The organism is Vallitalea guaymasensis (assembly GCF_018141425.1).
GTDB lineage: Bacteria > Bacillota > Clostridia > Lachnospirales > Vallitaleaceae > Vallitalea > Vallitalea guaymasensis.
Genome location: NZ_CP058561.1, coordinates 930,783 through 956,034 on the forward strand (window position 1 = coordinate 930,783; position 25,252 = coordinate 956,034).

Consider the following 25,252-nt stretch of genomic DNA (forward strand, 5'->3'; position numbering starts at 1 on the left):
TCTCTTATTATAATTGTTGGCGAAATCTAGCAGCCTCAATATGAGGTTCATGGTTTTGCTTCAACCTCATGTATTTAACAGCAATTTGACTTCTCACCATTTGGGCATTGTGATACATGGCATTTGCTTCTTCTAAATCATTAAAGAGATGCCCGTACTCTTTTAAAAAGTGTTTCTTAGGTATGGATGCAATCTGCACTGCTGAATGTAGATTATTATTAAGTAACTTCTTAATGACTGTAACTTCATCTTGACTTTCAGGTAATATCTTTAGTAATCGTTGCCAAGCTTTTAATAGAAGCATAAGCTGGTCTTTATGTTTTTTTAGTCTGTCAAAACATAAGGTAGAAACCTCTTGTTCGTCCAACAAGTTCATAGTTCTTAAGCAAATATCAGGATTCTTAGCAAAGAACTGATCTAGATGCTTAAATTTCTCTTTTGAAAAATCCATTACTTTCACCTCTTTCTTTTTAATAACTGAATACAATGTTAAGTAAATATGAAAAAGCTCCTGTAAGGGCATTTGCCTCACAAGAGCTTTTTGCTATTGTATTACATCTTATATATTACATTATTATTGTCTTATTTGGTTCCTTAGTATTTCTTGTAATCGTGTTTGATGGTTCTGGTGATTGTCTTGTATGTGTAAAAATACCTATCAATTATATTAAATAATCAATAGGTACTAATACAGATTTCATTATCCTTGTAAAACACTATCATTCTGCTTTCCTTCATTAAGTTGATTTAAAAGTATATCCATACGTCTTTTTACTTCCATTTGATTCTCCCTACATAGCTTAATCATATTTTTATTTATATAGAACATTATAGTTGTCTTTTTTATTATCATTATTTTTTATTAGTAAACCTTTAGTCATATTAAGAATTTCTAGTTTCTCTTCTTTATCAAGTTTTGACATGCATATTATTAATTCTTTAATTATTTGCCCATCCATCGAACCACTCCTTTTTATTTGTTACAAACATTTTAACATTAGTATTTATTTGTTCCAATACTTTTAATGGCTGTTTTTTATTATTGACAAACATTTATTGGTATTATATACTATTTCTAATGGGAGGTGGTCTCTATTTCACGAATTAAAGAACTTAGAAAATTGTTAAATTTAACTCAAGAATCTTTTTCTAAGAAAATTAACATTAGTCAATCAAATTTATCCAATATTGAAAATGGTACCATAATGTTAACTGATAGAGTTAAAAATACTATATTCAAAGAATTTAATGTAAATCCTGATTGGTTTGAAACAGGACAAGGTAATGCATTTAATGATATTACCGAAGAACTCATCAATAGACTATCCATTGAAAATTCTCTTGATGATATTGATAAAAACATAATATGTAATTTTATTAATTTGAATGATAATAAACGCAAGCAAGTTCTTGGCTACATGCATCGCCTCTTAGAAAAGAGTAGTTAATGTAAATATCATATAAATTCTATGTAATTATGGAGGTGTTAATTATGCAATCACGTATAAAGGAACTTAGAAAGTTGCTTAAACTAAATCAAATAGACTTCGCCAAAAGAATTAATATGAGCCGCTCTAACCTAGCTAATATTGAGAATGGTACTGTTATGTTAACAACTCGAGTTAAGAATACCATTATTAAAGAATTTAATGTAAACGAAAATTGGTTTACTACTGGTGAAGGTATTATTTTTAATGATATAACTGATAGGCTTATTGACGAGCTTGCTATGCAAAATTCTCTTGACGAAATTGATAAGCAAACAATTAGATACTTTCTTCAGTTAACTGACAGTCAACGAAAACAAGTTCTTGGTTATATTCACCGATTGTTAGAAGAAAATTAGGTATATTTTAGACTTGCAAATTTGCAAGCCTTTTTCTTTCTAGGATACTTTTTCCTTAACTATGATTTACTAAGCTTTAATTATTGGAAATCTTAGATCTAATAAAATATAGAACTACTAGATACATCACTAATATTAATATAAACTTAAATATAATAATAACCAACATGTATAAGAGTAGCATACATTTAGTTATAATTTGACACTATGAGTTCTTACAGAACTAATCATTTTATTCTCACTATCATATTTTATATTCTTTTTAACTCGCGACAGCGCTTCTTTTCTTACTAATAATTTATGCGAATACTCTTTGTAGAGTAAGTCAAATACAGAGATAACTCGTCCTTCCTCTATATTTTTTATATCATGGTATTCTATGTACTTTATCAAGTCTCCAAGTTCATTTCCATTTTTGTAGAATGCATCTGTATCAGCGATAAGGATTAACTGATTTATTGCTCGAGAAACAGCTACATTAACCATTTGTGGGTCATTTACAAATGACATTTTTAAATTTATTTCTTTAGCATATTCTATTTGTAATCTGTAAGGGGAAACTAATCCAATATCACTTAAATACTCATAGTGGAGTTCAATGTTATATTCACTTTCTTTTTTAATCAAATAATTAAGCTCTTCTAATTTTTTAATATGTTTTTCATTTTTTGAATCCCTTATTTGGATTTTATTGTGAAAACAAAAGAATAACGTATGTGGTAATTTTTACCACAACACGTTATTCTTTTATTATCATTAACACAGAGTATAAACTCTTTATTCCTCATTTTAATCAGTACTCGAGAATTTCAATCACTTTTTTAAAATTCTTCTATACCCTAGCTCATTATCCTTTACTACATGTAACTCTCCTCTTGAAATCATGTTTTCTATGCGCTTAGCAATCCAATCATCACCAATACCAAATTGATATTTGCCAAGTACATTCCCTATAAGGTGTCCCATTATAAACTGATCATCTGGAATTTCTTTACGGATATAATAATCGTAGAAGTCACTCGGTACACTTGTTAGTTTTCCGTTTATAACAACTCTAAGAGTAGCATTTTCATCTTCTAATTTTCTCCATTTTGCCACCATTAATTGACGTTCAATTTGTGATATTTCAGATTCGAGATGAAGAAATTCACAAAACTTTTCTGCTCTTAATTCTCCCCAACTCAAATATTCTATAATCTTACCGTTATCATTTTGCACAATAGCGGGAAGTTTAATACCCGTTACCCTGCATTGAAAATTCTCTATTTGAGCCATCACAAAGTATAATCCACAGATAGAACAAGGTGCATTACTGTACCAAATACGGATATCCTCACCCCTTTGCGCACTGTCGATTAATATATTTAAATCTTTTACATACTTCTCCCACCAAATATCAAAGTTTTTAATATCATCAAAAGGAGATTTAAACATATCAAAAAGCAACTTTTTACGCTTTTTACTTACTACTCCTGATTTAATTTCTAGCATATCAAGACCAAAAATTGCAACAACATCCTTTGAATTATTACCTAATCCTTTGCCCTCTTTTTGCGCTACCTTCAAACAACCCTTTTCTGAATCACTAAAACAAACTTCAATCATTTCGACACCACCTATTCTATAGTATTTAATAAATGTTATACTTAATATATAAAAGAAAAGTTACTATCACACAACAATTTCTATATTATATCGTATTTTATAAAGATATTGTTATAATCACAATTTGTTAATATATCTTATGCATATGGGCATATCTCAACACACTTTCTACAATGGGTATGGCTCACAGTAAACTAGCTCCTTCAGCATTTAATCTTTCTTCTTGATTGATTAAACCCTTAACTATAATATCTACATGTTCAGCAAATTCAACTCCCAGATCTTCCCTTGTTTCTTCAAGATACGCACGATCTATAGCTTTTGCAAAAGCTTTATCCTTCATTTTTTTCTTAACTGACTTTGCCTTTAAACCTTCTAGGCGCGTTGGACGCATAAGTGCTATAGCAATAATAAAGCTAGACATCTGATCAACAGCACTTAACGCCTTACGTATAGTATTCGTACGCATCTCCTTTTCATCTAATCCATGTGATAATACAGCATCAATAAAATCTTGATCCACACCTGCTGGTTCTAGGAGTTTAGGAGCCATTTGGGGATGTTCTTCTGGATATTTTTCAAAATCAATATCATGAAGAAGCCCTAAATTCCCCCAAAGTTCTACATCTTCTCCAAAATGTTTTGCATAAGCAATCATAGCTGCTTCAACAGCCAAACTATGACGGTATAGTTGTTCTGACTTTACATGATCTTTTAATAATTCTAAAGCTTCATTCCTATTCATATAATTCCTCCATCTTCACAATGTGTATTATTTACTCTAATCTACCTTTTAAGATTTTTCCAATCTTCTTCTAGATTATTAGTCATTTTAGAAAGAAGAACAGATATTATTTCTTTTTCCGAATCATTAAATCCCTTAAAACAAATATCTATCTGCCTATTTTCTTCTTTAATGATTTTTTTATAGACTTCTTGCCCCTTATCAGTTGGATAAAGCAAAAAAGATCTAGCATCATTTTTATCTCTTTCTTTTGTAATAAATTCATTCTCTACTAATTTTTTTATACTCTTAGCAGTTCTTGTTTTATCAACTTTTAATATATTGGAAAGAGTCATTTGATTAATACCTGGATTTTCACAAATTCTGATGATATAAATGAATTGACCTCTTTTTAATCCATATTTATTAAATTCTGACTCTACTATAGCATGTATCGTTCTAGTTAAAGATCCTAATCTTCTAAGTATAAGATGCTTTGGATTACTCATTATAAGCCTTTCTCCTTTAATTGGTTTACTCTATTTAAGAATTCATCTACTTTTTCTATAGGTGTAGCCCAAGAAAAAACTAAACGAATACAACTATTTTCCTGATCTATAAAAGACCAAGTATGAAAAGCAAAATCTTTTCTCAAATTTTCAATCATATTATTAGAAAATATAGGAAATATCTGATTTGTTGGTGATTCTACTAATAACTTAAATCCTATAGCTTTAAGATTTGATTGCACTTTTTGAGCTAAGTTTCTCCCATGTTTTGCTATATCTAAATATAAATTCTCTTCTAAAAGCGTTTCAAATTGAATTCCAAGTATTCGTCCCTTAGCCAGCATAGCACCTTTTTGCTTAAGCATATATCTAAAATCCAATTTAAAATCATCATTTGAAAATATAAGTGCTTCTCCTAAAAGGGCACCATTTTTTGTACCACCAAAAAAGAAGGCATCTGTGTACTTATTTATATCCTTAAGTGAAAGATGTGCTTCTGGTACAACTAATGCAGAAGAAAGTCTAGCCCCATCTAAATAAAGTAAAAGTCCATTTGATTTACAAAATTTATAAAGCGTCTTTAATTCCTCTTTTGTATAAATTGTTCCAAGCTCAGTAGGATTAGAAATATAAACTACCCTAGGCTTTACTGCATATTCGAAACTATATTTCTTTAATACATGTTGGATTGAATCTGGTGATAATTTACCTTGTGAATTTTCTATAGTAATTATCTTATGTCCAGTGGCTTCTATTGCTCCTGCTTCATGAGTAGCTATATGACCAGTTTTAGCTGATATGCATGCTTCATGAGGTCTAAGACAAGAGCTTATAGTCAAAAGATTGGTTTGTGTCCCACCTGAAATAAAATGCACATCAATAGAATAATCATCTGTAGCTTCTTTTAAAAGTTCTATTGCTCTTTTACAATGAGAATCCATACTATATCCGTCTTCTTGTACAAGATTAGTTGATACTAAGGCTTCTAAAATTTTATAATGTGCGCCTTCACTGTAATCATCTTTAAAACTATACATTCAAGAACCCCTTTCTTATATGAATATTAGTTGAAAGTTCTACTAATAAAATTTTACACCAAAATAGTAGAGTTTTCAACTAAAATATTACTATATGTTCTAAAAGAACTTAGAAGTACCTTAAAATTAATATTCCTTCACCCATATAGTCCTAAATTAAATTTAATAGCAGCTTTATTTTCATATGACTATTCTCCAGTTCATAGGCCTTCTTCTTCTGATATATTATCTAAAATAAAGGAAAACATCCTTTGAAAATGATATAAGGAACAGCCAGTAGTTCTAGCTAAATGAATATAATCATTATCACTAGTAATATTGTCTTCAATATAGTCTATTGCATTATTCATTTTTTCTAACCATTTCATTCGCTTAACCTCCTTTGAATAAAAGAGTAACATTATTATTGGTTATTAACTCGACTTTTCATGCACAGTATTGTCGGCAAAAATACTCCTAGTGTTTTTTACTAAAGATAGTCTTTAAATTTTAATCTTCATCTATTTCTAGCTCAATCTCTTGTAACAATCGTATAAATCTCTTCATTTAATTTAAATTTATTCCTTTGTGCTCTATCTTCAAAAATTTGCCACCGACTAAGTACTGACGATGGCAATAAGGTGGCAAATTAATGTTTTTTATTTCTATAATGACGATAAACCTTTATCAAAAATATACGTTTTTATTAAGCACAAATACAGCACTTTAATTAATTTTATTTTTTACAACAAGTATTCTTATTATTACATAAGTTAAATGCTTGTTTTATGCTCGAATTAATACCTATTATTACTATAAAGATTTCTAATCTACCTAATAACATTCCTATCATTTCAATAAAAAGTGTCATATTGTTCGTTGTAGGTCCTGTTAATCCAATAGAAAGTCCAACTGTACCGAGTGATGAGGCAAACTCAAACATTGCATCACTCAAGGAACAAGATGCGGTCAAAGTTATTAATAGTGAACCAATAACAAATATAACAATATAAAGAAATATAAATCCAACCGTATCCGACTCCAAAGATTTATCAATAAAAGTCTTTCCTTGAGCTCGATAAAAATATGGGTTGCTTACTGTTCTTGATGCTGATAATCTTTTTTTTATGTTTTCTCTCGTTATACGGTACATTAAATATACTCTGGTCAATTTCAAACCACCTGCTGTTGATCCTATTCCTCCACCAATTATCATAAGCAGTATCATCATTCCAATGCTAAATGCAGGCCATTGTACATAAGACATAGTTGAAAACCCACTTGTTGATAGTGCTGATACAATATTAAACACTGATAATCTAAATCCTTTAGCAATACTAATATAAAGGCCAGAAGCAAGTGACCCTGCAACAAACGGAACTGTTATGAAAAGAAGAACAAACAAAAATCTAACTTCACTTACCTTTGCCAGTCGCTTAAATTTTCTTTTTGAAAGTAATAATAATACTGCAAAATTAGTCGTTCCAATAATCATTAGAAATATAGTAACAGCTTCGATTGCAATACTGTCATATGCCCCAATGCTATCATATTGTGTAGAAAACCCTCCTGTGGACAGTGCACACATGGCATGATTTACAGCATCAAATACTGACATTCCAAAGATAACATAGACACTGGTTCCTATTAAGAGGTATGTCATATACATTAAAAAAATAGTTCTTGCTGTTCTTCCAAGATTAGGTACTAATTGATCTGAATGACCTTCTGCACTATACAAACTCATTGCCTGTTTTCCTTGAATTAACATTACCATCACCATTACAAATCCAAGACCACCACAATATTGCATAAAGCTTCTGTAAAATAAATATATTTTTGGTACTTCTCTAACATCCATTGTAGATAATCCAGTTGTTGTCCAACCACTTACTGATTCAAATAAAGCTTGTACAAAAGTCAGTTGTCCACCTAATACAAATGGTAATGCTCCAATAAAAAAACTATAGAGCCAAATAAACAAGACAGTAACACTACCTCTTTTTGTTGTAAATGCCTCATCATTATTGGAACTTTGTGTCACTGCACAAATAAATATCCCGAAAATAGCAGAGATTAAGGCTGGTATAAGAAATGCTGGAATATATTTCACATTTTCCGGATAAAATGGTAGTACTAATAAAGGTATTATGAGGAATAAACTAACTAATAATATTAACTTACCAATATCTCCAGAATGAATAACCATTTTTTTCATAGCACTCACCTTCCTGTCAACTCTCTAATTGCTGATATATGATTTTCTTTAGATGAGATTAAAACGAGAATATCTCCAGATAAAAGTCTTGTATCTCCTCTTGGAACCATACTGCTTTCACCTCTCAAAATACAGCCGATAATGACTTCCTTGGGTAAATCAATTTCCCATATTTTCTTTCCTACACTTGGTGCTGACTGTAAAATTGGTACCTCAGCAATACTGATATTTCCCTGTCCTATAGGTAATACAGTAGCCATTTCATCCATAAATGCTTGTTGTTCAATAATTCCTGTAATTGTATTAATTGCACACACCACTGAATCAATCCCCATTTTATGAAAGAAATCTGTCTTTTTGGGATCATTCACTAATGATACTGTTTTCTTAATCCCAAATTTTTTCTTACATAATTGGCAGATTACAAGATTATCTTCATCATGCTGTGTGAGTGCTATTGCTATTTCATTTTCATATGCTTCCGCATCATCTAATACATATGGTTTCGAACCATCCCCATGAATTACTTTTAACTGATTGTTTTCAGCAAGACTCATACAATCTGCATAATTCTCATTTATAATTGTTACGGAATATCCTCTGTTAATGAGTGAATTTGCTAAAGCTGTTGCTTTATGGAATCCACCTATTAGTAATACTTTATTTTTCATCGTCTTCCTCCTTATCTAGAATACGACCAACTTCACCTGCCGATAGCAAAGCCGGGAAAACGGTCTGAATATGACTCTCTTTATAAACACATTCCTTCTCAGGATCGTATAATCTCGCAATTACTTCCTTTATATTAAAAATACTTTTCATCATCTGTGCAATTAAAATGTTTATATTGTCATTATCTGTAACTGCTATTAGAACATCTGCTTTATTTATTTCTGCTTTTTTTAGTACTTTAATATCTGTTGCATCACCTTCCATTAACAAGCCGCTAAAAGATGGTGACAGCTTCCCAAAAGAATCCTTGTTTATATCTACAATAGTTACATTTCTGTTTTTATTTGATAATGTATTGGCAATACTTGCTCCCAGTCTACCACAACCAATTATCACTATCTGATAGTCATCTTTTATATTATTCATTTTCATGTGTATTCCTCCTTACTATATGCCCAATATTATTTTTGTCATATTCCACTGTGTATGGATTCTTCTCTTCCAAAACAGGGCAATCACTCTCATCATAAGCACCAGTTCCCTTAGAGAAGAATGTTCCGAATACATTGAGATTAAGCCTTGCAGGCAGATAGGTCGGATCTAAATTCCAGGCCACTCTAAAATGCTTCATGGCTAAAAGATGATTTCCTCTTCTTTCTAAGAGCATCCCTAAAAGATTATGAGGCTCTGGCGCATGAGGTGAATTTTTCATTTCCTCTACAATCACTTTATAACAATCATCATATTGACCACTTTGTATTAAATCTCTTACTTGATTACATAAAGTTTGATGATTGGATTCACTTTTATTTTTGTTTTGTTGTGTCATAATGAACACCTCCTCTTATCTACTTATATTCTAATAGATAAGTTGTGAGTTTTGTGTGAGGATTCATTTATTCATGTGAGAATTGTGTGAGATTTTAACATAAAGAAACTGCCTTGTTTCCAAAGCAGTTTTCATTCATCAACTAATCTATAACCTACTCCAACCTCAGTAATTATGTATCTTGGTTTAGCAGGTGTTTTCTCAATTTTTCTTCTAAGTCCAGCCATTAGAGCCCTAAGAACTTGTGTATCAGACCCATAATTCATACCCCATATTTCCTTTAATATACTTCCTGTTGTAATAACTTTTCCTGCATTTTTTGATAGTAAAGATAGCAAACTATATTCATTTGGTGTTAAATGAATTTCCTCCCCTCCGATAGAAACAAGACGGCTTTCAAAATCTATCATTAAATCGCCTACCTTAAAACATGTCTGTACTGTCTTAATCCCTTTTTTATACAAATGCCGAATTGCAACCCTGATTCTCGCTAATAGCTCTATTGCAGAAAAAGGTTTAGTAATATAGTCATCTGCTCCTGAATCAAGAGCTAGCACCTTTTCTTTATCTTGATCTCTAGCTGAAACGACAATAATTGGTGCTTCTGACCATTCTCGAACCTTTCCAATCACTTCAACTCCGTCATAATCTGGTAGTCCTAAATCTAAAATAATTAAATCAATTTTTTCCGTTACAAAGATATTTAATGCATTTTGAGCATTAGCAGCACTAAATAATTTGTATCCTTCTTTCTCAATTGTATATTTTATAAATTTACGAATCTGAGGATCGTCCTCTACAATTAAAATTGTTTCATTGTAATTACTCATTTGTTTTTTCCTCCATTGGCAAGGTGAAACTAAAAACTGCTCCATTATTATTTTGTCTATTCTCAGCCTTTATAGTCCCTCCATGTGCCTGAACAATAGCTTCACATATACTAAGACCTAAACCTATACCATGTTTCACGTCTGTAATTCGGCAATTAGAAGTGTAAAACATTTGAAATATATTAGGTAAATCTTTGTATGTAATTCCTTCCCCACTATCAATGACAGATACTTCTACTTCTTTTTTCGACTCTATTTCTATTACTTTAATTCGAATTTCACTATTTACTTCTGAATGTTTCATAGCATTATCTATAAGATTTATTAATACTTGCATAATCAATTTTGCATCAACTGGTATCAAGATAATCTTTTCAGGCAGATCCACTGTAATTTCAAAATCTAATGTTCTTCGTGAAAAATGTCCAATTGCACTTCCAATCAATTCTTCCAAAGCCTCAAACTGTTTGTTCAGAATCAATTTACCTTCTTGTAACTTAGTCAAATTCAATATATTCTCTACTAATGAACGTAGCCAATCAGCATCCTTGTATATGGCAGTTACTAATTCAAATTCTTCTTCTTTTTCTTTTGTCATATCCATCAGTATTTCAGCCGTACCCATAATTCCAGATAATGGTGTTCTGATGTCATGAGAAATTGCTCGAAGTAAATTCCCACGATAACGTTCTTGAACCATCTCCTCTTTTGATTTGAGTCGTTGTTTCGATTCCATTAAACGATCCATTGCCAGAGCTGTACTTTCTAACATAGTATGCAATAGTTTAATCTGTGAATCGTTTAGATTTTCAGATATTTCTTTCGGAATCCGAAGAATACCAAGTATCGTCTCCCTCCCATAGATTGGCCAATCACAAAATTCCTCATTCATATAGTATGCAGTTCGCAATTCTTCAATTCTATATTTAATTTGCATGACATCATCAACTTCTCTATAAATTTGTTTGTCTTTTGAAATTTGCTGAACAAATGATTTTTCAGGTACTCCATTCTCATCAAAGCAAAGAAATCCTATTTTATAAGAAAAGATTTCACTTATCGCTTCTGCTGTGATTTTTGCAATATCGTGCATATCGATTGCATCCGTTAAATGATTGGTAAGTTGGTATAAAGCTCTGGTTTCTGTTTCTTTTCTAGATGATTCAATAGCATTTTGCTTCACTCTGGATGTCAACGCACTCGTAATAACAGCTGTTACTGTCATAATAATGAATGTCATAATATATCCTGGATCATTAACCTGAAATGTAAAATAAGGTTCTGTAAATAGATAATTATAGGTAAACGTTGATGCTATAGATGATATAATTCCGTAAGAATATCCTGAAGTTAATCTAGCTGATAATAATACAAATAATATATACACAATTACTATGTTGGTCTCAGAGAACTCTAATCTGTGAAATAGGTATCCTATCATAGAAGCTATTCCGAGAAATAAAGTTACTAAAAATAATGAAAATATTTTTCTATTCAAAGCATCTTTTTTCTGAATCACAAACATCCACCTTCCGAATACAATTTTGTGCATCACCTTGTAACGTTTCAAATCATTTTTGCCTTATTGGTTGTGGTATAACTTTCCACGTTTTCTAAGTATTACCACGTACCCACTCACAATTAATTCCTTTATTACCTGATTCACTTTTAATTTACTACATAGTACTAAATCAGCTAAATCAATCCATTAACCTCAGTCTGATGATGATTAATTATTTTCATAATACTCATTTTTGCATTCATAAAAAAATCAAAATACTTTTTTGGCCACCTACAGTTTAAAATATAAACCATAATATCATAAGTTATATCTTAATTCAATAGATGTAAAAAATGTGAATAAATGAAAAACTAATATGCAAAATGTATATCATTTAACAGACTGGTACAAAATGCTACTTTTGCGGCATTTATAAATTTTGCAGTATTATTGAACTTTTATAAGCAAGGATTTAATTGGAATTAATTACTTCAGATAGTATTAAATATCTTAGTAGAGTTGTTAATTATGAAATAGGTATCAACTTTAATTTTCATTCATTAAGGCATACACATGCAACTATGCTTCTAGAAGCTGGAGCAAATATTAAAGATATTCAAGATAGATTAGGACATGCTAAACTCTCTACTACTATGGATACCTATTCACATGTAACTAAAAAAATGAAAAAATAAACTGTTGAGATATTTGAAAACACAATAAAATAATTTGCCACCGACTAAGTACTGACGGTGGCATTAAGGTGGCAAATTAATTTTTTTATTTCTATAATGACTATAAACCCTGCATTTATCGGTACAATTTACAAACAGTCTCCACATGAACAGTATGCGGAAACATATCCACACACCTAACTCTCTCAACCTTATAACCTCTACTCAAAAACACTTCCAAATCCCTAACCAAAGAAGTTGGTTTACAACTAACATAAACAATCTGCTCCACGCCATAATCAATAATCTTATCAAGAGCCTTAGGATGAATACCATCTCTTGGTGGATCTAATACAATAATATCCGGTTTATCCGTAAGCTCATCAATAACCTTCAACACATCCCCAGCTATGAACTTACAATTACCAAGCCCATTCAACTTAGCATTCTCCTTAGCCGCCTCAACAGCTTCCTCAACAATCTCAACCCCTACAGCCTTCTTTGCAACAGGCGCTAACATCTGAGTAATAGTCCCCGTGCCACTATAGAGGTCAAATATAACCTTATCCCTAGTCTCACCAACATAATCCCTTACTACAGAATACAGTTTCTCTGCACCTAGAGAATTAGTCTGAAAAAATGAAAAAGATGAAATACGAAATTCTAATCCAAGGAGTTTCTCAACAAAATAATCCCTGCCATACAGCTTTCTGATCTCGTCCACCTTAACTGCATCTGCTAGATTATCATTTATAGTATGCATTATAGATACTATTTTCCCATCCAGATTACAATTATTCAACTCACCAACCCATTCACTAAGGTCAAAATCCATCTGAGAAGAAGTAACCAGATTAACAAGAATCTCTTGTGTATTAACAGCTTTCCTAACTACCAAATATCTAAGATAACCTTCATGTGTTCTCTTATAATAATAAGGTATATCTCTCTCAGAAAAATAATCAAGAGTAGTCTTAAGTATCACATTAAAATCATCACTAACTATCTTACAATCATCAACTGTAACAATATCATACAATGACGCTTTTCTATGCATACCTAATGCAAGAGGTCCATCCTTATACTCATCACCAAAGCTATACTCCATCTTATTACGGTAATTAAACTCCATAGGACTCTTAGTTATACCTTCATATTCATAATGGGTACCTAATGTATCTAATAACTCTAGAACCTGTGATTCCTTCAACTTCAATTGCTCTTCATATGGTAAAGACTGATATAAACAGCCTCCGCATTTGCCAAATACCTTACATGGAGCTTCACCTTCCATAGGTGATTTTTCTAATATATCTAATGCTCTAGCAACTATTTTATTTTTTCTTTTCTTAGTTACTACAGCTTTTATTTTCTGTCCTGGTATTACATTCTTGACAATAACTTTCTCTGAATCTATATTTATAATTCCCTTATTAGGAAATTCAACTTTCTCAACAATACCTTCAATAATATCTTTCTTCTTCATATAAGTCTCCTCAATAGTACCGTTATAATAATAATTACAGTATTTAATATACCGTTAACTCTTTATTGCTTAAAAATAGCGGAGAATACTTTCTCCGCTGTAATTCTTACTATTCTTCAGATTGTGACTCTTCTACTGTTTCGTCTGAGCTGTAATTGTCACTTTCTTCATAATCCATATCTTCAAAATCTTCATCTTCGAATTCCTCAAATTCCTCGAAATCCTCTTCGTCTTCAAAATCTTCGAATTCATTTGGGGCTAGCAACTTGTATAATGCAAAAGCTCCTGCGGCAACTGTAACTACACCAAGTGCCACCCAAACCCATGTCTTGCTTTTATGTTCCTTGTCTTCCTTATCATTACCTTTAAACTTCTTTAGCAAGTCGTTTACCTGCATCATATTAAGGAACTCTTCTTTGTTAAATTTCTCAATCATACTTACACCAACCCTTCTTTTGAATATTTTGTATAATTATACCATTATTCTTAGCATTTTTAAACCAATTTTATTCTTATTTTCATTAAAATTTTATTAAACTCTTAATATTTTAAGCTTTTTTAAGATTTGCTAGTCTAGCCATGAGTTTTTTTACACCAGCACTTGGAAAATTAACTGTAACTTCGTAGTCTGCTCCTCCTGGTTGTATAGCAAGTACCTCACCTATACCAAATTTCATATGTTTGACTAAATCCCCTACTTCATAGTTAAGGGTAAAGTCTCCAGGAGCTGGCATCTTATTTGCGTTCTTTTTAACCACATATGGATTGGACTTCAAGAAACTATGAGCATTTTTTCTAAAACTGGTTTTCTCATTAGGCATGTCCTGTATTGGTTTTGTGTACTCTAGATCAAATAGCTCATTATTTATCTCTCTAATGAATCTTGATACTTGATTATATTGAGTCATACCTCTAATCATTCTAGAATTAGCACCTAAGAGATATAGTTTCTGTTTAGCTCTTGTAATACCTACATAGCATAATCTTCTTTCTTCTTCAATATCCTCTTGTTGTCCTGAAGATATGCTCATATAGCTAGGGAACAGACCATCTTCCATACCAGAAATGAAAACGCAAGGGAATTCTAAGCCTTTAGCGCTATGCATAGTCATAAGAACAACAACATTTGTCTCTTCATTATAGTTATCTATATCAGCTATAAGGGCTACTTCCTCCAAGAAACCATTTAAGGTTGGTTCCTCTTCGTTATTCTCATATTCAGTTAACTTGGAAATCAATTCTCCAATATTGTCAATTCTTCCATGTGCCTCATCAGTACCTTCCGCTTCAAGCTCTTTGACATAACCTGTCCTCTCAATAACTTCATTGGTTAAATCAACTAGACTCATGGTTGCCATCTCAACTCTTAATGTTCTGATAAAATGGGTAAATGCTTCCACTTTCTTAGAAGAACGTGTCATATTTGGTATCTGGCTCACTTCACAAAGTGCGTCGAAGAAATTCACATCATTATTATATGCATAATTTTCTACTTTATTAATTGTTGTTGTACCAATTCCTCTTCTTGGAACATTTATTATTCTTTTTACAGCTATATCATCTGTACTGTTATTTATAGTTTTAAGATATGCTAAGATATCTTTTATTTCTTTTCTTTGATAGAAAGATGTACCACCCACGATTTTATAAGGTATATTGTTAAGTATGAATCTTTCCTCAATAACACGTGATTGAGCATTGGTTCTATATAGGATTGCGTAATCCTTGAAATCTCTGCCTTCTGATTCAATGCCTTTTATTATCTCACCAGCCATGAACTCTGCTTCAGCTTGTTCATTCTGAAGGCATCTATAATTAATCAAATCTCCTGATTCATTATCTGTATAGAGGGTCTTATTTTTTCTGCCATAGTTATTACTGATTACTTGATTAGCAGCTTCTAGAATATTTTTTGAAGAACGATAGTTCTGCTCAAGTTTTATGACTTCAGCGTTTCTAAAATCTTTTTCAAAATCAAGTATGTTACTAATATCAGCACCACGGAATCTGTAGATAGACTGGTCATCATCACCAACAACACATAGATTTTTGTATCTGCTTGCCAGTAGACCTACAAAAATATATTGCACATGGTTGGTATCTTGATATTCATCCACCATTATGTATTTAAACTTATCCTGATAATATGATAGTACATCTGGGCAAAGCCTGAAGACTTCAACCGTCTTTACTAACAGGTCATCAAAATCAAGTGCATTGTTCTTCTTAAGCCTATCCTGATACATTGTATATACTTTTGATACTACTTGATCCCTGTATTCATAAGCTTGTTTTTCAAATTTTTTAGGAGTAAGCAATTTATCTTTTGCAGAACTTATACTGCTTAGAATACTATTTTCTTTGAACTGCTTAGGGTCAACATTAAGCTGTTTCATGCAGTCACGGATTAATTTTTTCTGGTCATCAGTATCATATATAGTAAAATATCGGTCATATCCTATTTTATCAATATGACGTCTTAGTATCTTAACACATGTGGAGTGGAACGTACTTACCCATATATCCTCACTTCCAGAGCCCACAAGGTTGTCTACTCTTTCTCTCATCTCTTTAGCTGCTTTGTTGGTAAAAGTGATTGCAAGAATATTCCAAGGAGCTACTTTCTTCTCTTCTATGAGATAAGCTATCCTATGTGTCAATACTCTTGTTTTTCCTGATCCTGCTCCAGCTAATATAAGCAAGGGGCCCTCTGTATGTAATACTGCTTTTTTCTGTTCCTTATTCAAAGAGTCATATCTTTTATCCATATCTATTACCACCTATAGTAAAGTTTTTCATATACATAATATAATATCATATCGAACATAAATTCGCTAGAGCAAAATAGGACTATTCGAAAGTATTTGCGTCTCAATATAATACACTTAATTTAACAAACTTCTTGCTAAGTAGTTTTATATACTATATAATAAATATAATGCATAAAATACAATATATAGACATTTTTATTATTGATTAGTTATCTTTTTTAAGTGCTACTCATCATATAATGAGGTGATAAATTAATGAATTATTTAACGTATATGAAAAAATTATTAAACCAACTGGAGAACATGGATCATGTTTATTCAAAGGACATACCTAATATAAGCCTGTATATGGATCAAGTAACTACATTTATGGATGATAATCTAGGCTCCCTAAAACGTAGGGATGAAGATAAAATATTAACTAAGACAATGATTAACAACTATAGTAAAAACCATATACTGCCACCACCAATAAAGAAAAAATATTCGCCTGATCATATGATTATGCTAATATTCATTTATTATTCTAAACATGTGCTTTCCATAACTGATATTCAAAAACTTTTATCACCTATAAAAGATATGTTAGAAAACAATTCAGATTTTTCTTTGGAAGAATTTTATGATAAATTATTGAATGTCCAGAAAGATGAGTTTAAATTATTTAAGCAGCATATAGAAAATACTATTGAAGTAGCAGTTAATACATTTAAAGATTCTGATATAGAAGGTAAAGACAAAGATATGTTGGAGCTGTTTAATATCATATATCTATTGACTTTACAAGCAACAGCCCAGAAACACTTGGCAGAAAAATTGATAGACAGATATTTCAAACAAAGCTCTGATCCAAAAGAGAATAAAGGGAAATAAAATAAGCTAACGTTTTAACGTTAGCTTTTCATTCGTGAAAATACCATATCATAACCGTCATTGCCATAATTCAATGACCTGTTTACCCTACTTATAGTTGCAGTAGATGCCCCAGTTTTTTCTGCAATCTCTAAGTATGTATGTTGCTCCCTCAACATCTTAGCTACTTGTAATCTCTGGGCAAGTGACTGTAATTCATTAACTGTACAGATATCTTCGAAAAATAAATAACACTCTTCAGGGTTTTTCAAGTTCAATATAGCCTCAAAAAGCTTATCCAACTCATTCGATTTAATATTCTTGCTCATTTATATCCCTCTCCCTTTCTTAAGGTATAATAATAAAACCAAATGGTTTTTCCCATTTACTATTATGCCCGACTCCTTAATCAAATTTTACCACGATAAAATATTAAAGTAAAGTAATAATTTATCCTTTCAAAAATCTTTTTAATTTTTCCTTAGAAGTATTAACTATCAGTTCTTTCGGGAAATTGATTTCTTCAATTAGCTTAATTGCGCTATCGAATTTTCCAACATCGAATGATACATGGGCATCGCTATTAATAACTACAGAAACATTTTCTTTCATGCATTTCTCAAGCATGATCTTTATCTTGTCAGCACCTTTTCTGAACCCGTTAGGATTCATGGAACTGTTGTTTACTTCTAAAAGTACATTATGTTCTTTTGCCGCTTTCACAATTTTATCATAATCAAGAGGATATCTTGCATCATCTGGATGTCCGATTATATTGACATAAGGATTCTTCATGGCTCCTATTATTGCATTTGTATTCTCTTCTATGTTACCAAAATCAATACATGGTGGATGTAGACTTGCAATTACTATATCCAATTGCTTAAGTATTACTTCACTAACATCAATATCTCCATTATAATTGATTATATTAGCTTCTATACCTTTTAGCACTTCTACACCATAAATATATTGTGGTAACACTCCTAGATTACTAAAATAAAACATATGTGCTGAACCTGGCATAGCAGGTGCATGGTCAGTAATAGCTACCAACTCTAGACCTTTCTTAGCAGCTTGTTCAATCACTTCTTGCATAGTACTGTATGCATGTCCACTAACTATTGTATGAGTGTGAACATCTAGTATATAATCCATTAGATCAGATCCTTTCACTTATTACCATATAATAATCCCTATAATCCCTGCTGAAATAATATAATAAATAGGATGCTTCTTGTATTTTATCACTGCAAACATAGTAACTGCAAATAGAATTATTGATTTCACATCAAATAAATTGCCTATAATCTTAGTTTCATTGTATAAATCAATGTTAACAACTGAAACCATAGCTACATTAATAACAGCGGTAAGTATCAGACCTATAACAGTCGCTCTAAGTCCTACAAAAATTGCCTTGACAACAGGTTTCTCATTAAAATGCTTCAAAAACTTTGCTACAATAATTATAATTATGAATCCAGGTAGTATAACTCCTATAGACGATATTAGTGACCCTAAAAACCCTGCCTGGTCATAACCTACAAAAGTAGCCATATTGATTGCAATAGCTCCCGGTGTTGATTGGGATATGGCTATCATATCAGTAAACTGTTCTTTAGTCAGCCAACCATAGGCAGTCGCTTTTTCTTGAAGTAAAGGCAGCATAGCCAAACCGCCACCATAAGTAAATAGACCGATTTTAAAAAACTCATAGAATAACCTAGCTAGGATCATTATCTTTTTCCTTTCTATAGTAAATGAATATACTTATAATTGCAGCTCCTACAATTACATATATTGGTGATATATTAAAAATCAAGACACAAACAAAAGATGCCGTAAGAAGTACTACTCCCCAAATATCTTTAACAGATTTTCTGACCATTTTGTAGACTGATAGTATCAATAACGCTAAGACTGCAATCCTTATTCCCTTAAAAGCATTTGCTACTGCTGTAATCTCTCTGAACCTGTTAAAAAATATTGATATAATAACTATTATAATAATAGAAGGAGATATGACTCCAAGAGATGCAGCTACCGCACCCCAGACTCCTTTTCCTTTTATACCAAGTAATGCAGAAGTATTTACAGCTATTACTCCTGGAATGGATTGTGCTAATGCATAACTATCAAGAACTTCTTCTTCAGTGGACCATTTGTATTTCTCTACTAACTCTTTTTCCACTATAGGAAGCATTGCATAACCTCCACCGATAGTAAATAACCCTATCTTAAAAAATACCAAGTAATATTTAATAATCTCTTTAAAATTATTCATCATTAATCACCTTTTAATTATTACGTCAAAACTCAACATATTTTACCATATAAACAGTTATATTTAAAGGAAAAAATCTACCAAAATAATTATAATATTCTATTATCATTTTAAGATTATTACTATAGGTAATAAATGTAACAGGTACAATCTAATTCGCATAGTATATTTAATACCAAAGTAAGCAACCAACCAGCAGTTGTTTATATCACAAAATAAGGAGGTTTATTAGTGAGAAGAAAATTGGTTAGCTTAGTAGTACTTATAATTGTTGCATTATCTGCAATGCTCAGTGGATGTAATAACAAAAGTAATCTTACAACTGTAAGACTTAACGAAGTTGTTCATTCAATATTCTATGCTCCTCAATATGTAGCCATTGAAAAAGGTTTCTTTGAAGATGAAGGGCTTGATATTGAACTAACTACAGGATGGGGAAATGAGTACATCAGTACATAAAATCTATTATTATCTCATCTTCACTAATAATAATCTTCTTAATGATTTTACTTAGAATTGCTTTCTTCTCATTTAGGGAAGCATTGCTGTATCTATCTTCTAAACTACTAAAGTCCTGATTTTTAGTATTTATTGTTTTTATTTTTATGTCAGCATCAAGATTATGATTCGATAATTTCTGTATCTCCGCATCTATTTTTGTAAGTTTAGCCTTGTTACGATTGATATTATTAATATATATATCAACTTTATCTTCTTCACCGTTAATAAAACATTCATCTATTGCTATCTCATATTTTATGATTAATTTTTCAAGCTTATCTCTTAATATTATCAAGTTATTGAGTTCATTTTGTTTTGTATGAATATTGCTGCTTATCTTTTCATCAAAGACTTGTTTATATCTTCTATCATTAAAAGTCCTTAATTCATATAGTATTATTTTATCAATGATAGAATCATATCTTAGTACGCTGTATATATTCTTATTTGTAATCTCCTTATGTTTAACTTTGTTAACTTTAGAATTAGGGCAATAATAATAATACACTTTCAGCTGTATATCCTTATTGTCTTTCTTTCTGTGATACTTGCTTATAGAATAACCTGTTTTAAGTTTTGCTCCACATCTACAGTAAATCAGTCCACTACAAAGTGCATTATCACTTATTGTTGCCGTACTTACCTTAACATCTTTTCTTTTTTTGCGTCTTTCCAACAATAACCCTGCTTGATAAAAATCTTCGTTACTGATTATCTTAAGCTCTTCGTTATATGGTTGCAACTTATATTCTTCTCTTTTGTTCTTGACTACCTTATCTCTGGTTGATTTAGTTTTATTATATGCTTTTTGACCTATATATGCTGGATTTCTCAGTATTCTTGTTATGGTTGAAGCTCTCCATAGATACTGATTTTCCTTTATATCAATATTATGGTCTAATGCCTCTTTCTTTTTTCTAGTTAAATAACTGTTTTCATTTAAGTAGTTAGCTATTCTTACTGTACCCATATTTTTATTAATGTATAAATCAAATATCTTTCTTACTATATTTGCTTCGTTCTCATCAATAATCATCTTATTTATACACTTGCCTTTTTTATTTTTAAAATCAGTATTAATTAATCTATATCCAAATGGTAACCCTCCCAAAAATTTTCCTTCTTCATTTTTATCTGCAAAAGAGGATTTGACTCTCATAGAAGTCTTGATACTTTCAAATTCAGCAGTCCAGCTATTAAAAAAATTGATTAACTTGTCCATGTGGGAATCCGTTTTGATTTCAGCATCTGTAGACGTTTCAAACACTCTTATTTCATTATTAGACAGAACCTGTAGAATGTGAGGTGCTTCGTCTGAACGCCTAGTCAATCTATCATTATTATAGATTAATAATATATCAAATTCTTTTTTTTCAGCCCGCATAAGAATCTTAATCAACTCATATCTATCTTTTAGAGGAGTTTTGAACCCTGAAACATCAATTTCAGTATACTCATCTATTATTTTTAGTCCGTTGGTTTCACAAAAATCCCTACAGCTTTTTTTCTGCATAGCTTCATCCTGTTTATCTGTACTAACCCTATACAATGCTATAGTTCTTAATCCCTTTATGTTATGATACATAAGTAACACCCCCTGTATACATATGTTGAATTGTTTTCTCTAATCATTCCTACCTATATCGACTAATATATTGAAGACTCTATCCTCCACTTGTTCTTTTTCCTTGTCTTCCCCCTTGTAATTACATATAACCTTAATACCATTAACATATTTTATCTTAGTTATATTGTCGTTTTCCACTTAAATTTCTCCCATATTAACATATATCTATTAATATGCCTTCTATAATATGTCCTATTAATTCTATTGAAAAAGTTATTGTACAAATATAATCTATAATATAGATTTTTACATAAATACGTTTGGATAATTTTGACAAAATATAACATAAAATGATATAATGCATCTTATCTATATAACTAGCATTTTTTTAACGGAGGTAGTAACATGCATTGGTTCAAGAATTTGAAAATCGCAACAAAAATTTTAACAGGATTCCTATTAGTTTCTTTAATTACGGGTGTTGTAGGATTTGTTGGTTATCGTGCAATGGATCTTATAATGGATGATCAATATGAGATTGCTGACGTACGTCTTCCAAGTGTAGAATCCATATTAGTCATCAATGAAGCCCACACAGCAATCATCGCAGGAGAACGTGCATTAATTAATAATGACTTATCCAACACCAAATTCAGAAATGATCAATATGCTTATATTCAAAGTGCTTATGACAGAGCTGATCAAGCATGGGAAGTATACTCAGCACTCCCACAGACAGAAGAAGAAGCTGTCAATTGGGAAAAACTTACAACAGAATGGAATAAGTGGAAAGAACTAAATCAACAAATAATAGACTTATCCAAACAAAAAGATAAGCTTATAGCATCAGGATTATCAGCTACTGATGATAAAATAGTAGACATTGACAAACGTTCAAGACAAGTCTCATTAAACAACAGAGAATTATTCTTAAAAGTTGATAGTATGCTTGATGAGATCATTGTACTTAATATGAACGAGGCTGATAAAGCTAATGACAAAGGTATCGAGACCTACGCTGCAGCTAAGTTAATAGTACTTGGAACAATTATTTTTGGAGTAGTAGTAGCAATTATTCTAGGTATCCTTATATCAAGAGGAATCAGAAAGCCTATTAAAAAATCTATAAACATGTTAAAAGATATATCTGAAGGTGAAGGTGATTTGACCAAGAGACTTAATATATCTACTAAGGATGAATTAGGCGAATTAGCAAAATACTTCAATTTATTTGTTGACAATATACATGATCTTATATCACAAGTAAAACTTAATGCGGATAATCTAGCAGTATCATCTAATGAGATTTCATTAGGGATGGAACATTCCAACCAAGGTATGGAAGAGATAGCTAACGGTATAGCTAGTGTATCTGATAGTTCTCAGAATAATGTTAGTGTAATCGAAGAAGCAACAGCAAGCATTCAAGAATTAGCAAGTACTGCTGATATGGTTTCAATAGAAGTCAAGAGTGCTTTTGAAGATAGTAATTCAGCTCTAGAATATGCTAATCAAGGTGCTGATAATATTCAACAAGTAGTTAATGCCAACAATAAAGTGAAAATATCAACAGATCAAGTATACGAAGCTATTGTCAACTTAAAAGCATCATCTGATAAAATAGGTGAAATAGTAACTATAATTACAAACATTTCCGAACAGACTAACCTACTTGCATTAAATGCAGCTATAGAAGCAGCAAGAGCTGGTGAGCATGGTAAAGGATTCGCAGTAGTTGCAGATGAAGTTAGAAACCTGGCAGAAGAAAGCAAAGAGTCAGCATTAAGCATTAGTAACTTGATAGGTGAAATACAAATAAAGGCTGATAATGCTAGTTCAGCTATCTCTCAAGGACAAGAATTAGTTGAAGTCAGTGTTGATAAATCTAATGTCATTCATGACCATTTTAAAAATATATTGAACTCAATCAAAAACATAAATGATAAGATTGAAATGATATCAGATTCATCTAATCAGCAAACCTTGGTAGCTGAAGAAATGACAAAAGCAATGGATCAGATGTCATCATCAATCCAAGAGGATGCCAGTTCCGTTCAACAGATCAACAGCGTCATTGAAGAACAAGCAAGCTCCTTTGAAGAGATTGGGGCTAGTATTGAAGAGCAAAAAACCGTTGCGTATACTTTAAAAGATAAAACTGATAAATTCAAAGTAGAATAAATCTACTAATGTAATTACATTCTAAGGGCTGTCTAATAATAGGCAGTCCTTAATCTATATTAATTCACCTCTAATAATAGTTAATAAAATCCCCAAAAAACTTTGAGCTAACTACTCCTCTGGATGGGGCGCAGATAAATCAATGACAGCTCTAATATCAAATAACGCAGACATAGCTTTCATGGGACCAGAGGCATCTATATACGTTTTCAATGAAGGCAAAGAGGACTATGTTATCAATTTCGCACAACTTACCCAAAGAGCAGGGAACTTTTTAATAGGAAGAACTAATGAAGAATTCAACCTGGAAGACTTAAAAGGCAAAACAATAATTGGAGGTCGTCCAGGTGGAATGCCTCAGATGGTTCTGGAATACATTCTGAAAAAGAATAATATCAAACCATTTGAAGACGTGGAGATTATTACTAATATTGATTTCACCGCTACAGCTGGTTCATTTATTGGCGGTACAGGAGATTATACAGCAGAATTTGAGCCATCTGCTTCAAAAATCGAAAATGAAGGCAGAGGTCATGTAGTTGCATCTCTAGGTATAGAAAGCGGTTTAGTTCCTTATACTGCATACATGGCTGAAAAAAGTTATATAAAAGCCAATCCAGAAACTATACAAAAGTTTACAAATGCCATCTATAAGAGTCAACTTTGGGTTGATGAACATACACCTGAAGAAATTGCTGAAGTCATCAAACCACAATTCAAAGATACTGATATGGAATTACTTGTTCAGATCGTTCAAAGATATAAAGACCAAGATACTTGGAGAAAAGACCCCTACTTTGAAAAAACAGGACTTGACCTACTTCAAAACATTCTTGATTCAGCTGGTGAATTGGATAGAAGAGTAGAATATGATAATATTATTACAACAGAATTTGCTGAAGAGGCAATTAAAAATATTGAATAACCATGACCACCCGTATAACGGGTGGTTCCATTTTGCTACTGTAATTAAATTGGCACATCTTAATAAATAATTATGCATAATAATAAATCTATTCCAAAATAATTCCAACAAAAAATTATACAAGTATTATTCTCTTCAATATATATGTTTCGTATGTTATTGTGTGTATAATATATATATTAATGTTTTAGCAAAATTAAGTATGGTATATATTACTAATTCTAATTACATTACTCCATTTTCTATATTGTTATAATT

The 25,252-nt window shown here is 31.3% G+C and carries 30 protein-coding genes; 7 read left to right on the top strand and 23 right to left on the bottom strand.

Going from position 1 to position 25,252, the window contains the following annotated elements; translation table 11 throughout:
• Nucleotides 1-7: 7 nt before the first annotated feature.
• Both HYG85_RS04120 and HYG85_RS04125 read right to left on the bottom strand, forming a co-directional pair.
• Entirely contained in the window at nt 8-451 is a 444-nt protein-coding gene (locus HYG85_RS04120; protein WP_212692406.1) for a hypothetical protein, read from the bottom strand.
• A 361-nt stretch (nt 452-812) separates the two neighbouring features.
• Nucleotides 813-959 carry a hypothetical protein gene (locus HYG85_RS04125; protein ID WP_212692407.1) on the bottom strand — a complete coding sequence of 49 codons (147 nt, stop codon included), beginning with the start codon at nt 957-959 and terminating at the stop codon, nt 813-815.
• A 126-nt stretch (nt 960-1,085) separates the two neighbouring features.
• Between HYG85_RS04125 and HYG85_RS04130 the strand changes: the two genes are divergently transcribed.
• Both HYG85_RS04130 and HYG85_RS04135 read left to right on the top strand, forming a co-directional pair.
• On the top strand, nt 1,086-1,448 hold the full coding sequence (locus HYG85_RS04130; protein ID WP_276515020.1) for a helix-turn-helix domain-containing protein: 363 nt from the start codon (nt 1,086-1,088) through the stop codon (nt 1,446-1,448).
• Between the two features lie 44 nt (nt 1,449-1,492).
• Nucleotides 1,493-1,846 (top strand): helix-turn-helix domain-containing protein, encoded by a 354-nt coding sequence (locus HYG85_RS04135; protein WP_244971274.1) that lies wholly within the window; start codon nt 1,493-1,495, stop codon nt 1,844-1,846.
• A gap of 192 nt (nt 1,847-2,038) precedes the next feature.
• Here the strand turns inward: HYG85_RS04135 and HYG85_RS04140 are convergent, their stop codons facing one another.
• The 12 genes from HYG85_RS04140 to HYG85_RS04195 form a co-directional block, all read right to left on the bottom strand.
• Nucleotides 2,039-2,473: a hypothetical protein gene (locus HYG85_RS04140; RefSeq protein WP_212692410.1), complete on the bottom strand. Its 435-nt coding sequence runs from the start codon at nt 2,471-2,473 to the stop codon at nt 2,039-2,041.
• Between the two features lie 186 nt (nt 2,474-2,659).
• The gene (locus tag HYG85_RS04145) at nt 2,660-3,451 is read right to left on the bottom strand and encodes a DUF3658 domain-containing protein (RefSeq protein ID WP_212692411.1); all 792 of its coding nucleotides are present in this window, start codon (nt 3,449-3,451) and stop codon (nt 2,660-2,662) included.
• Between the two features lie 184 nt (nt 3,452-3,635).
• Nucleotides 3,636-4,196, bottom strand: coding sequence for an HDIG domain-containing metalloprotein (locus tag HYG85_RS04150; protein ID WP_212692412.1), 561 nt, complete (start codon nt 4,194-4,196; stop codon nt 3,636-3,638).
• Nucleotides 4,197-4,237: 41 nt separating this feature from the next.
• A complete protein-coding gene (locus HYG85_RS04155) occupies nt 4,238-4,684 on the bottom strand; it encodes a MarR family winged helix-turn-helix transcriptional regulator (RefSeq protein WP_212692413.1) in 447 nt (148 codons plus the stop codon).
• Nucleotides 4,684-5,721 (bottom strand): threonine aldolase family protein, encoded by a 1,038-nt coding sequence (locus HYG85_RS04160; protein ID WP_212692414.1) that lies wholly within the window; start codon nt 5,719-5,721, stop codon nt 4,684-4,686. Before HYG85_RS04160 ends, HYG85_RS04155 begins: the two co-directional genes overlap by 1 nt.
• 200 nt (nt 5,722-5,921) lie before the next feature.
• Nucleotides 5,922-6,089: a helix-turn-helix transcriptional regulator gene (locus tag HYG85_RS04165; RefSeq protein WP_212692415.1), complete on the bottom strand. Its 168-nt coding sequence runs from the start codon at nt 6,087-6,089 to the stop codon at nt 5,922-5,924.
• Nucleotides 6,090-6,436: 347 nt separating this feature from the next.
• The gene (locus tag HYG85_RS04170; RefSeq protein ID WP_212692416.1) at nt 6,437-7,918 is read right to left on the bottom strand and encodes a TrkH family potassium uptake protein; all 1,482 of its coding nucleotides are present in this window, start codon (nt 7,916-7,918) and stop codon (nt 6,437-6,439) included.
• A 5-nt stretch (nt 7,919-7,923) separates the two neighbouring features.
• The gene (locus HYG85_RS04175; protein WP_212692417.1) at nt 7,924-8,589 is read right to left on the bottom strand and encodes a potassium channel family protein; all 666 of its coding nucleotides are present in this window, start codon (nt 8,587-8,589) and stop codon (nt 7,924-7,926) included.
• Nucleotides 8,579-9,022: a potassium channel family protein gene (locus tag HYG85_RS04180; RefSeq protein WP_212692418.1), complete on the bottom strand. Its 444-nt coding sequence runs from the start codon at nt 9,020-9,022 to the stop codon at nt 8,579-8,581. The genes HYG85_RS04175 and HYG85_RS04180 overlap by 11 nt, the downstream gene beginning before the upstream one ends.
• On the bottom strand, nt 9,009-9,419 hold the full coding sequence (locus HYG85_RS04185; RefSeq protein WP_212692419.1) for a tetratricopeptide repeat protein: 411 nt from the start codon (nt 9,417-9,419) through the stop codon (nt 9,009-9,011). The genes HYG85_RS04180 and HYG85_RS04185 overlap by 14 nt, the downstream gene beginning before the upstream one ends.
• 131 nt (nt 9,420-9,550) lie before the next feature.
• Nucleotides 9,551-10,249, bottom strand: coding sequence for a response regulator (locus HYG85_RS04190; protein ID WP_212692420.1), 699 nt, complete (start codon nt 10,247-10,249; stop codon nt 9,551-9,553).
• Nucleotides 10,242-11,768, bottom strand: coding sequence for a sensor histidine kinase (locus HYG85_RS04195; RefSeq protein WP_244971275.1), 1,527 nt, complete (start codon nt 11,766-11,768; stop codon nt 10,242-10,244). The genes HYG85_RS04190 and HYG85_RS04195 overlap by 8 nt, the downstream gene beginning before the upstream one ends.
• A gap of 458 nt (nt 11,769-12,226) precedes the next feature.
• On the opposite strand from HYG85_RS04195, the gene HYG85_RS04200 reads away from it, so the two are divergent.
• Nucleotides 12,227-12,445 (top strand): tyrosine-type recombinase/integrase, encoded by a 219-nt coding sequence (locus tag HYG85_RS04200; RefSeq protein ID WP_330619220.1) that lies wholly within the window; start codon nt 12,227-12,229, stop codon nt 12,443-12,445.
• 115 nt (nt 12,446-12,560) lie between these two features.
• Here HYG85_RS04200 and rlmD read toward each other — a convergent pair whose 3' ends face one another.
• The 3 genes from rlmD to pcrA all read right to left on the bottom strand — a co-directional run bounded on the left by rlmD (nt 12,561) and on the right by pcrA (nt 16,678).
• Nucleotides 12,561-13,910: a 23S rRNA (uracil(1939)-C(5))-methyltransferase RlmD gene (gene rlmD, locus HYG85_RS04205; protein WP_212692422.1), complete on the bottom strand. Its 1,350-nt coding sequence runs from the start codon at nt 13,908-13,910 to the stop codon at nt 12,561-12,563.
• Between the two features lie 109 nt (nt 13,911-14,019).
• Nucleotides 14,020-14,346 carry a hypothetical protein gene (locus HYG85_RS04210; RefSeq protein WP_212692423.1) on the bottom strand — a complete coding sequence of 109 codons (327 nt, stop codon included), beginning with the start codon at nt 14,344-14,346 and terminating at the stop codon, nt 14,020-14,022.
• Between the two features lie 112 nt (nt 14,347-14,458).
• The gene (gene pcrA / locus HYG85_RS04215) at nt 14,459-16,678 is read right to left on the bottom strand and encodes a DNA helicase PcrA (RefSeq protein WP_212692424.1); all 2,220 of its coding nucleotides are present in this window, start codon (nt 16,676-16,678) and stop codon (nt 14,459-14,461) included.
• Nucleotides 16,679-16,936: 258 nt separating this feature from the next.
• On the opposite strand from pcrA, the gene HYG85_RS04220 reads away from it, so the two are divergent.
• Nucleotides 16,937-17,554 (top strand): DUF1836 domain-containing protein, encoded by a 618-nt coding sequence (locus HYG85_RS04220; RefSeq protein WP_212692425.1) that lies wholly within the window; start codon nt 16,937-16,939, stop codon nt 17,552-17,554.
• Nucleotides 17,555-17,574: 20 nt separating this feature from the next.
• On the opposite strand, the gene HYG85_RS04225 is transcribed toward HYG85_RS04220, so the two are convergent.
• The 4 genes from HYG85_RS04225 to HYG85_RS04240 form a co-directional block, all read right to left on the bottom strand.
• Entirely contained in the window at nt 17,575-17,862 is a 288-nt protein-coding gene (locus HYG85_RS04225) for a YerC/YecD family TrpR-related protein (protein ID WP_113671842.1), read from the bottom strand.
• Nucleotides 17,863-17,983: 121 nt separating this feature from the next.
• Nucleotides 17,984-18,691: a phosphatase gene (locus HYG85_RS04230; RefSeq protein WP_212692426.1), complete on the bottom strand. Its 708-nt coding sequence runs from the start codon at nt 18,689-18,691 to the stop codon at nt 17,984-17,986.
• Nucleotides 18,692-18,712: 21 nt separating this feature from the next.
• Nucleotides 18,713-19,273, bottom strand: coding sequence for a chromate transporter (locus HYG85_RS04235; protein ID WP_212692427.1), 561 nt, complete (start codon nt 19,271-19,273; stop codon nt 18,713-18,715).
• Nucleotides 19,260-19,820: a chromate transporter gene (locus HYG85_RS04240; protein ID WP_113671845.1), complete on the bottom strand. Its 561-nt coding sequence runs from the start codon at nt 19,818-19,820 to the stop codon at nt 19,260-19,262. Before HYG85_RS04240 ends, HYG85_RS04235 begins: the two co-directional genes overlap by 14 nt.
• Before the next feature lie 231 nt (nt 19,821-20,051).
• On the opposite strand from HYG85_RS04240, the gene HYG85_RS04245 reads away from it, so the two are divergent.
• On the top strand, nt 20,052-20,279 hold the full coding sequence (locus HYG85_RS04245) for an ABC transporter substrate-binding protein (RefSeq protein WP_244971276.1): 228 nt from the start codon (nt 20,052-20,054) through the stop codon (nt 20,277-20,279).
• Here HYG85_RS04245 and HYG85_RS04250 read toward each other — a convergent pair.
• Both HYG85_RS04250 and HYG85_RS04255 read right to left on the bottom strand, forming a co-directional pair.
• Entirely contained in the window at nt 20,269-21,906 is a 1,638-nt protein-coding gene (locus HYG85_RS04250) for a recombinase family protein (RefSeq protein WP_212692428.1), read from the bottom strand. The genes HYG85_RS04245 and HYG85_RS04250 overlap by 11 nt on opposite strands.
• Before the next feature lie 39 nt (nt 21,907-21,945).
• Nucleotides 21,946-22,086 (bottom strand): hypothetical protein, encoded by a 141-nt coding sequence (locus HYG85_RS04255; RefSeq protein WP_193774383.1) that lies wholly within the window; start codon nt 22,084-22,086, stop codon nt 21,946-21,948.
• A gap of 207 nt (nt 22,087-22,293) precedes the next feature.
• Between HYG85_RS04255 and HYG85_RS04260 the strand changes: the two genes are divergently transcribed.
• On the top strand, nt 22,294-24,069 hold the full coding sequence (locus HYG85_RS04260) for a methyl-accepting chemotaxis protein (RefSeq protein ID WP_212692429.1): 1,776 nt from the start codon (nt 22,294-22,296) through the stop codon (nt 24,067-24,069).
• A 142-nt stretch (nt 24,070-24,211) separates the two neighbouring features.
• Nucleotides 24,212-24,994, top strand: coding sequence for an ABC transporter substrate-binding protein (locus HYG85_RS04265; RefSeq protein WP_212692430.1), 783 nt, complete (start codon nt 24,212-24,214; stop codon nt 24,992-24,994).
• Nucleotides 24,995-25,252 lie beyond the last annotated feature (258 nt).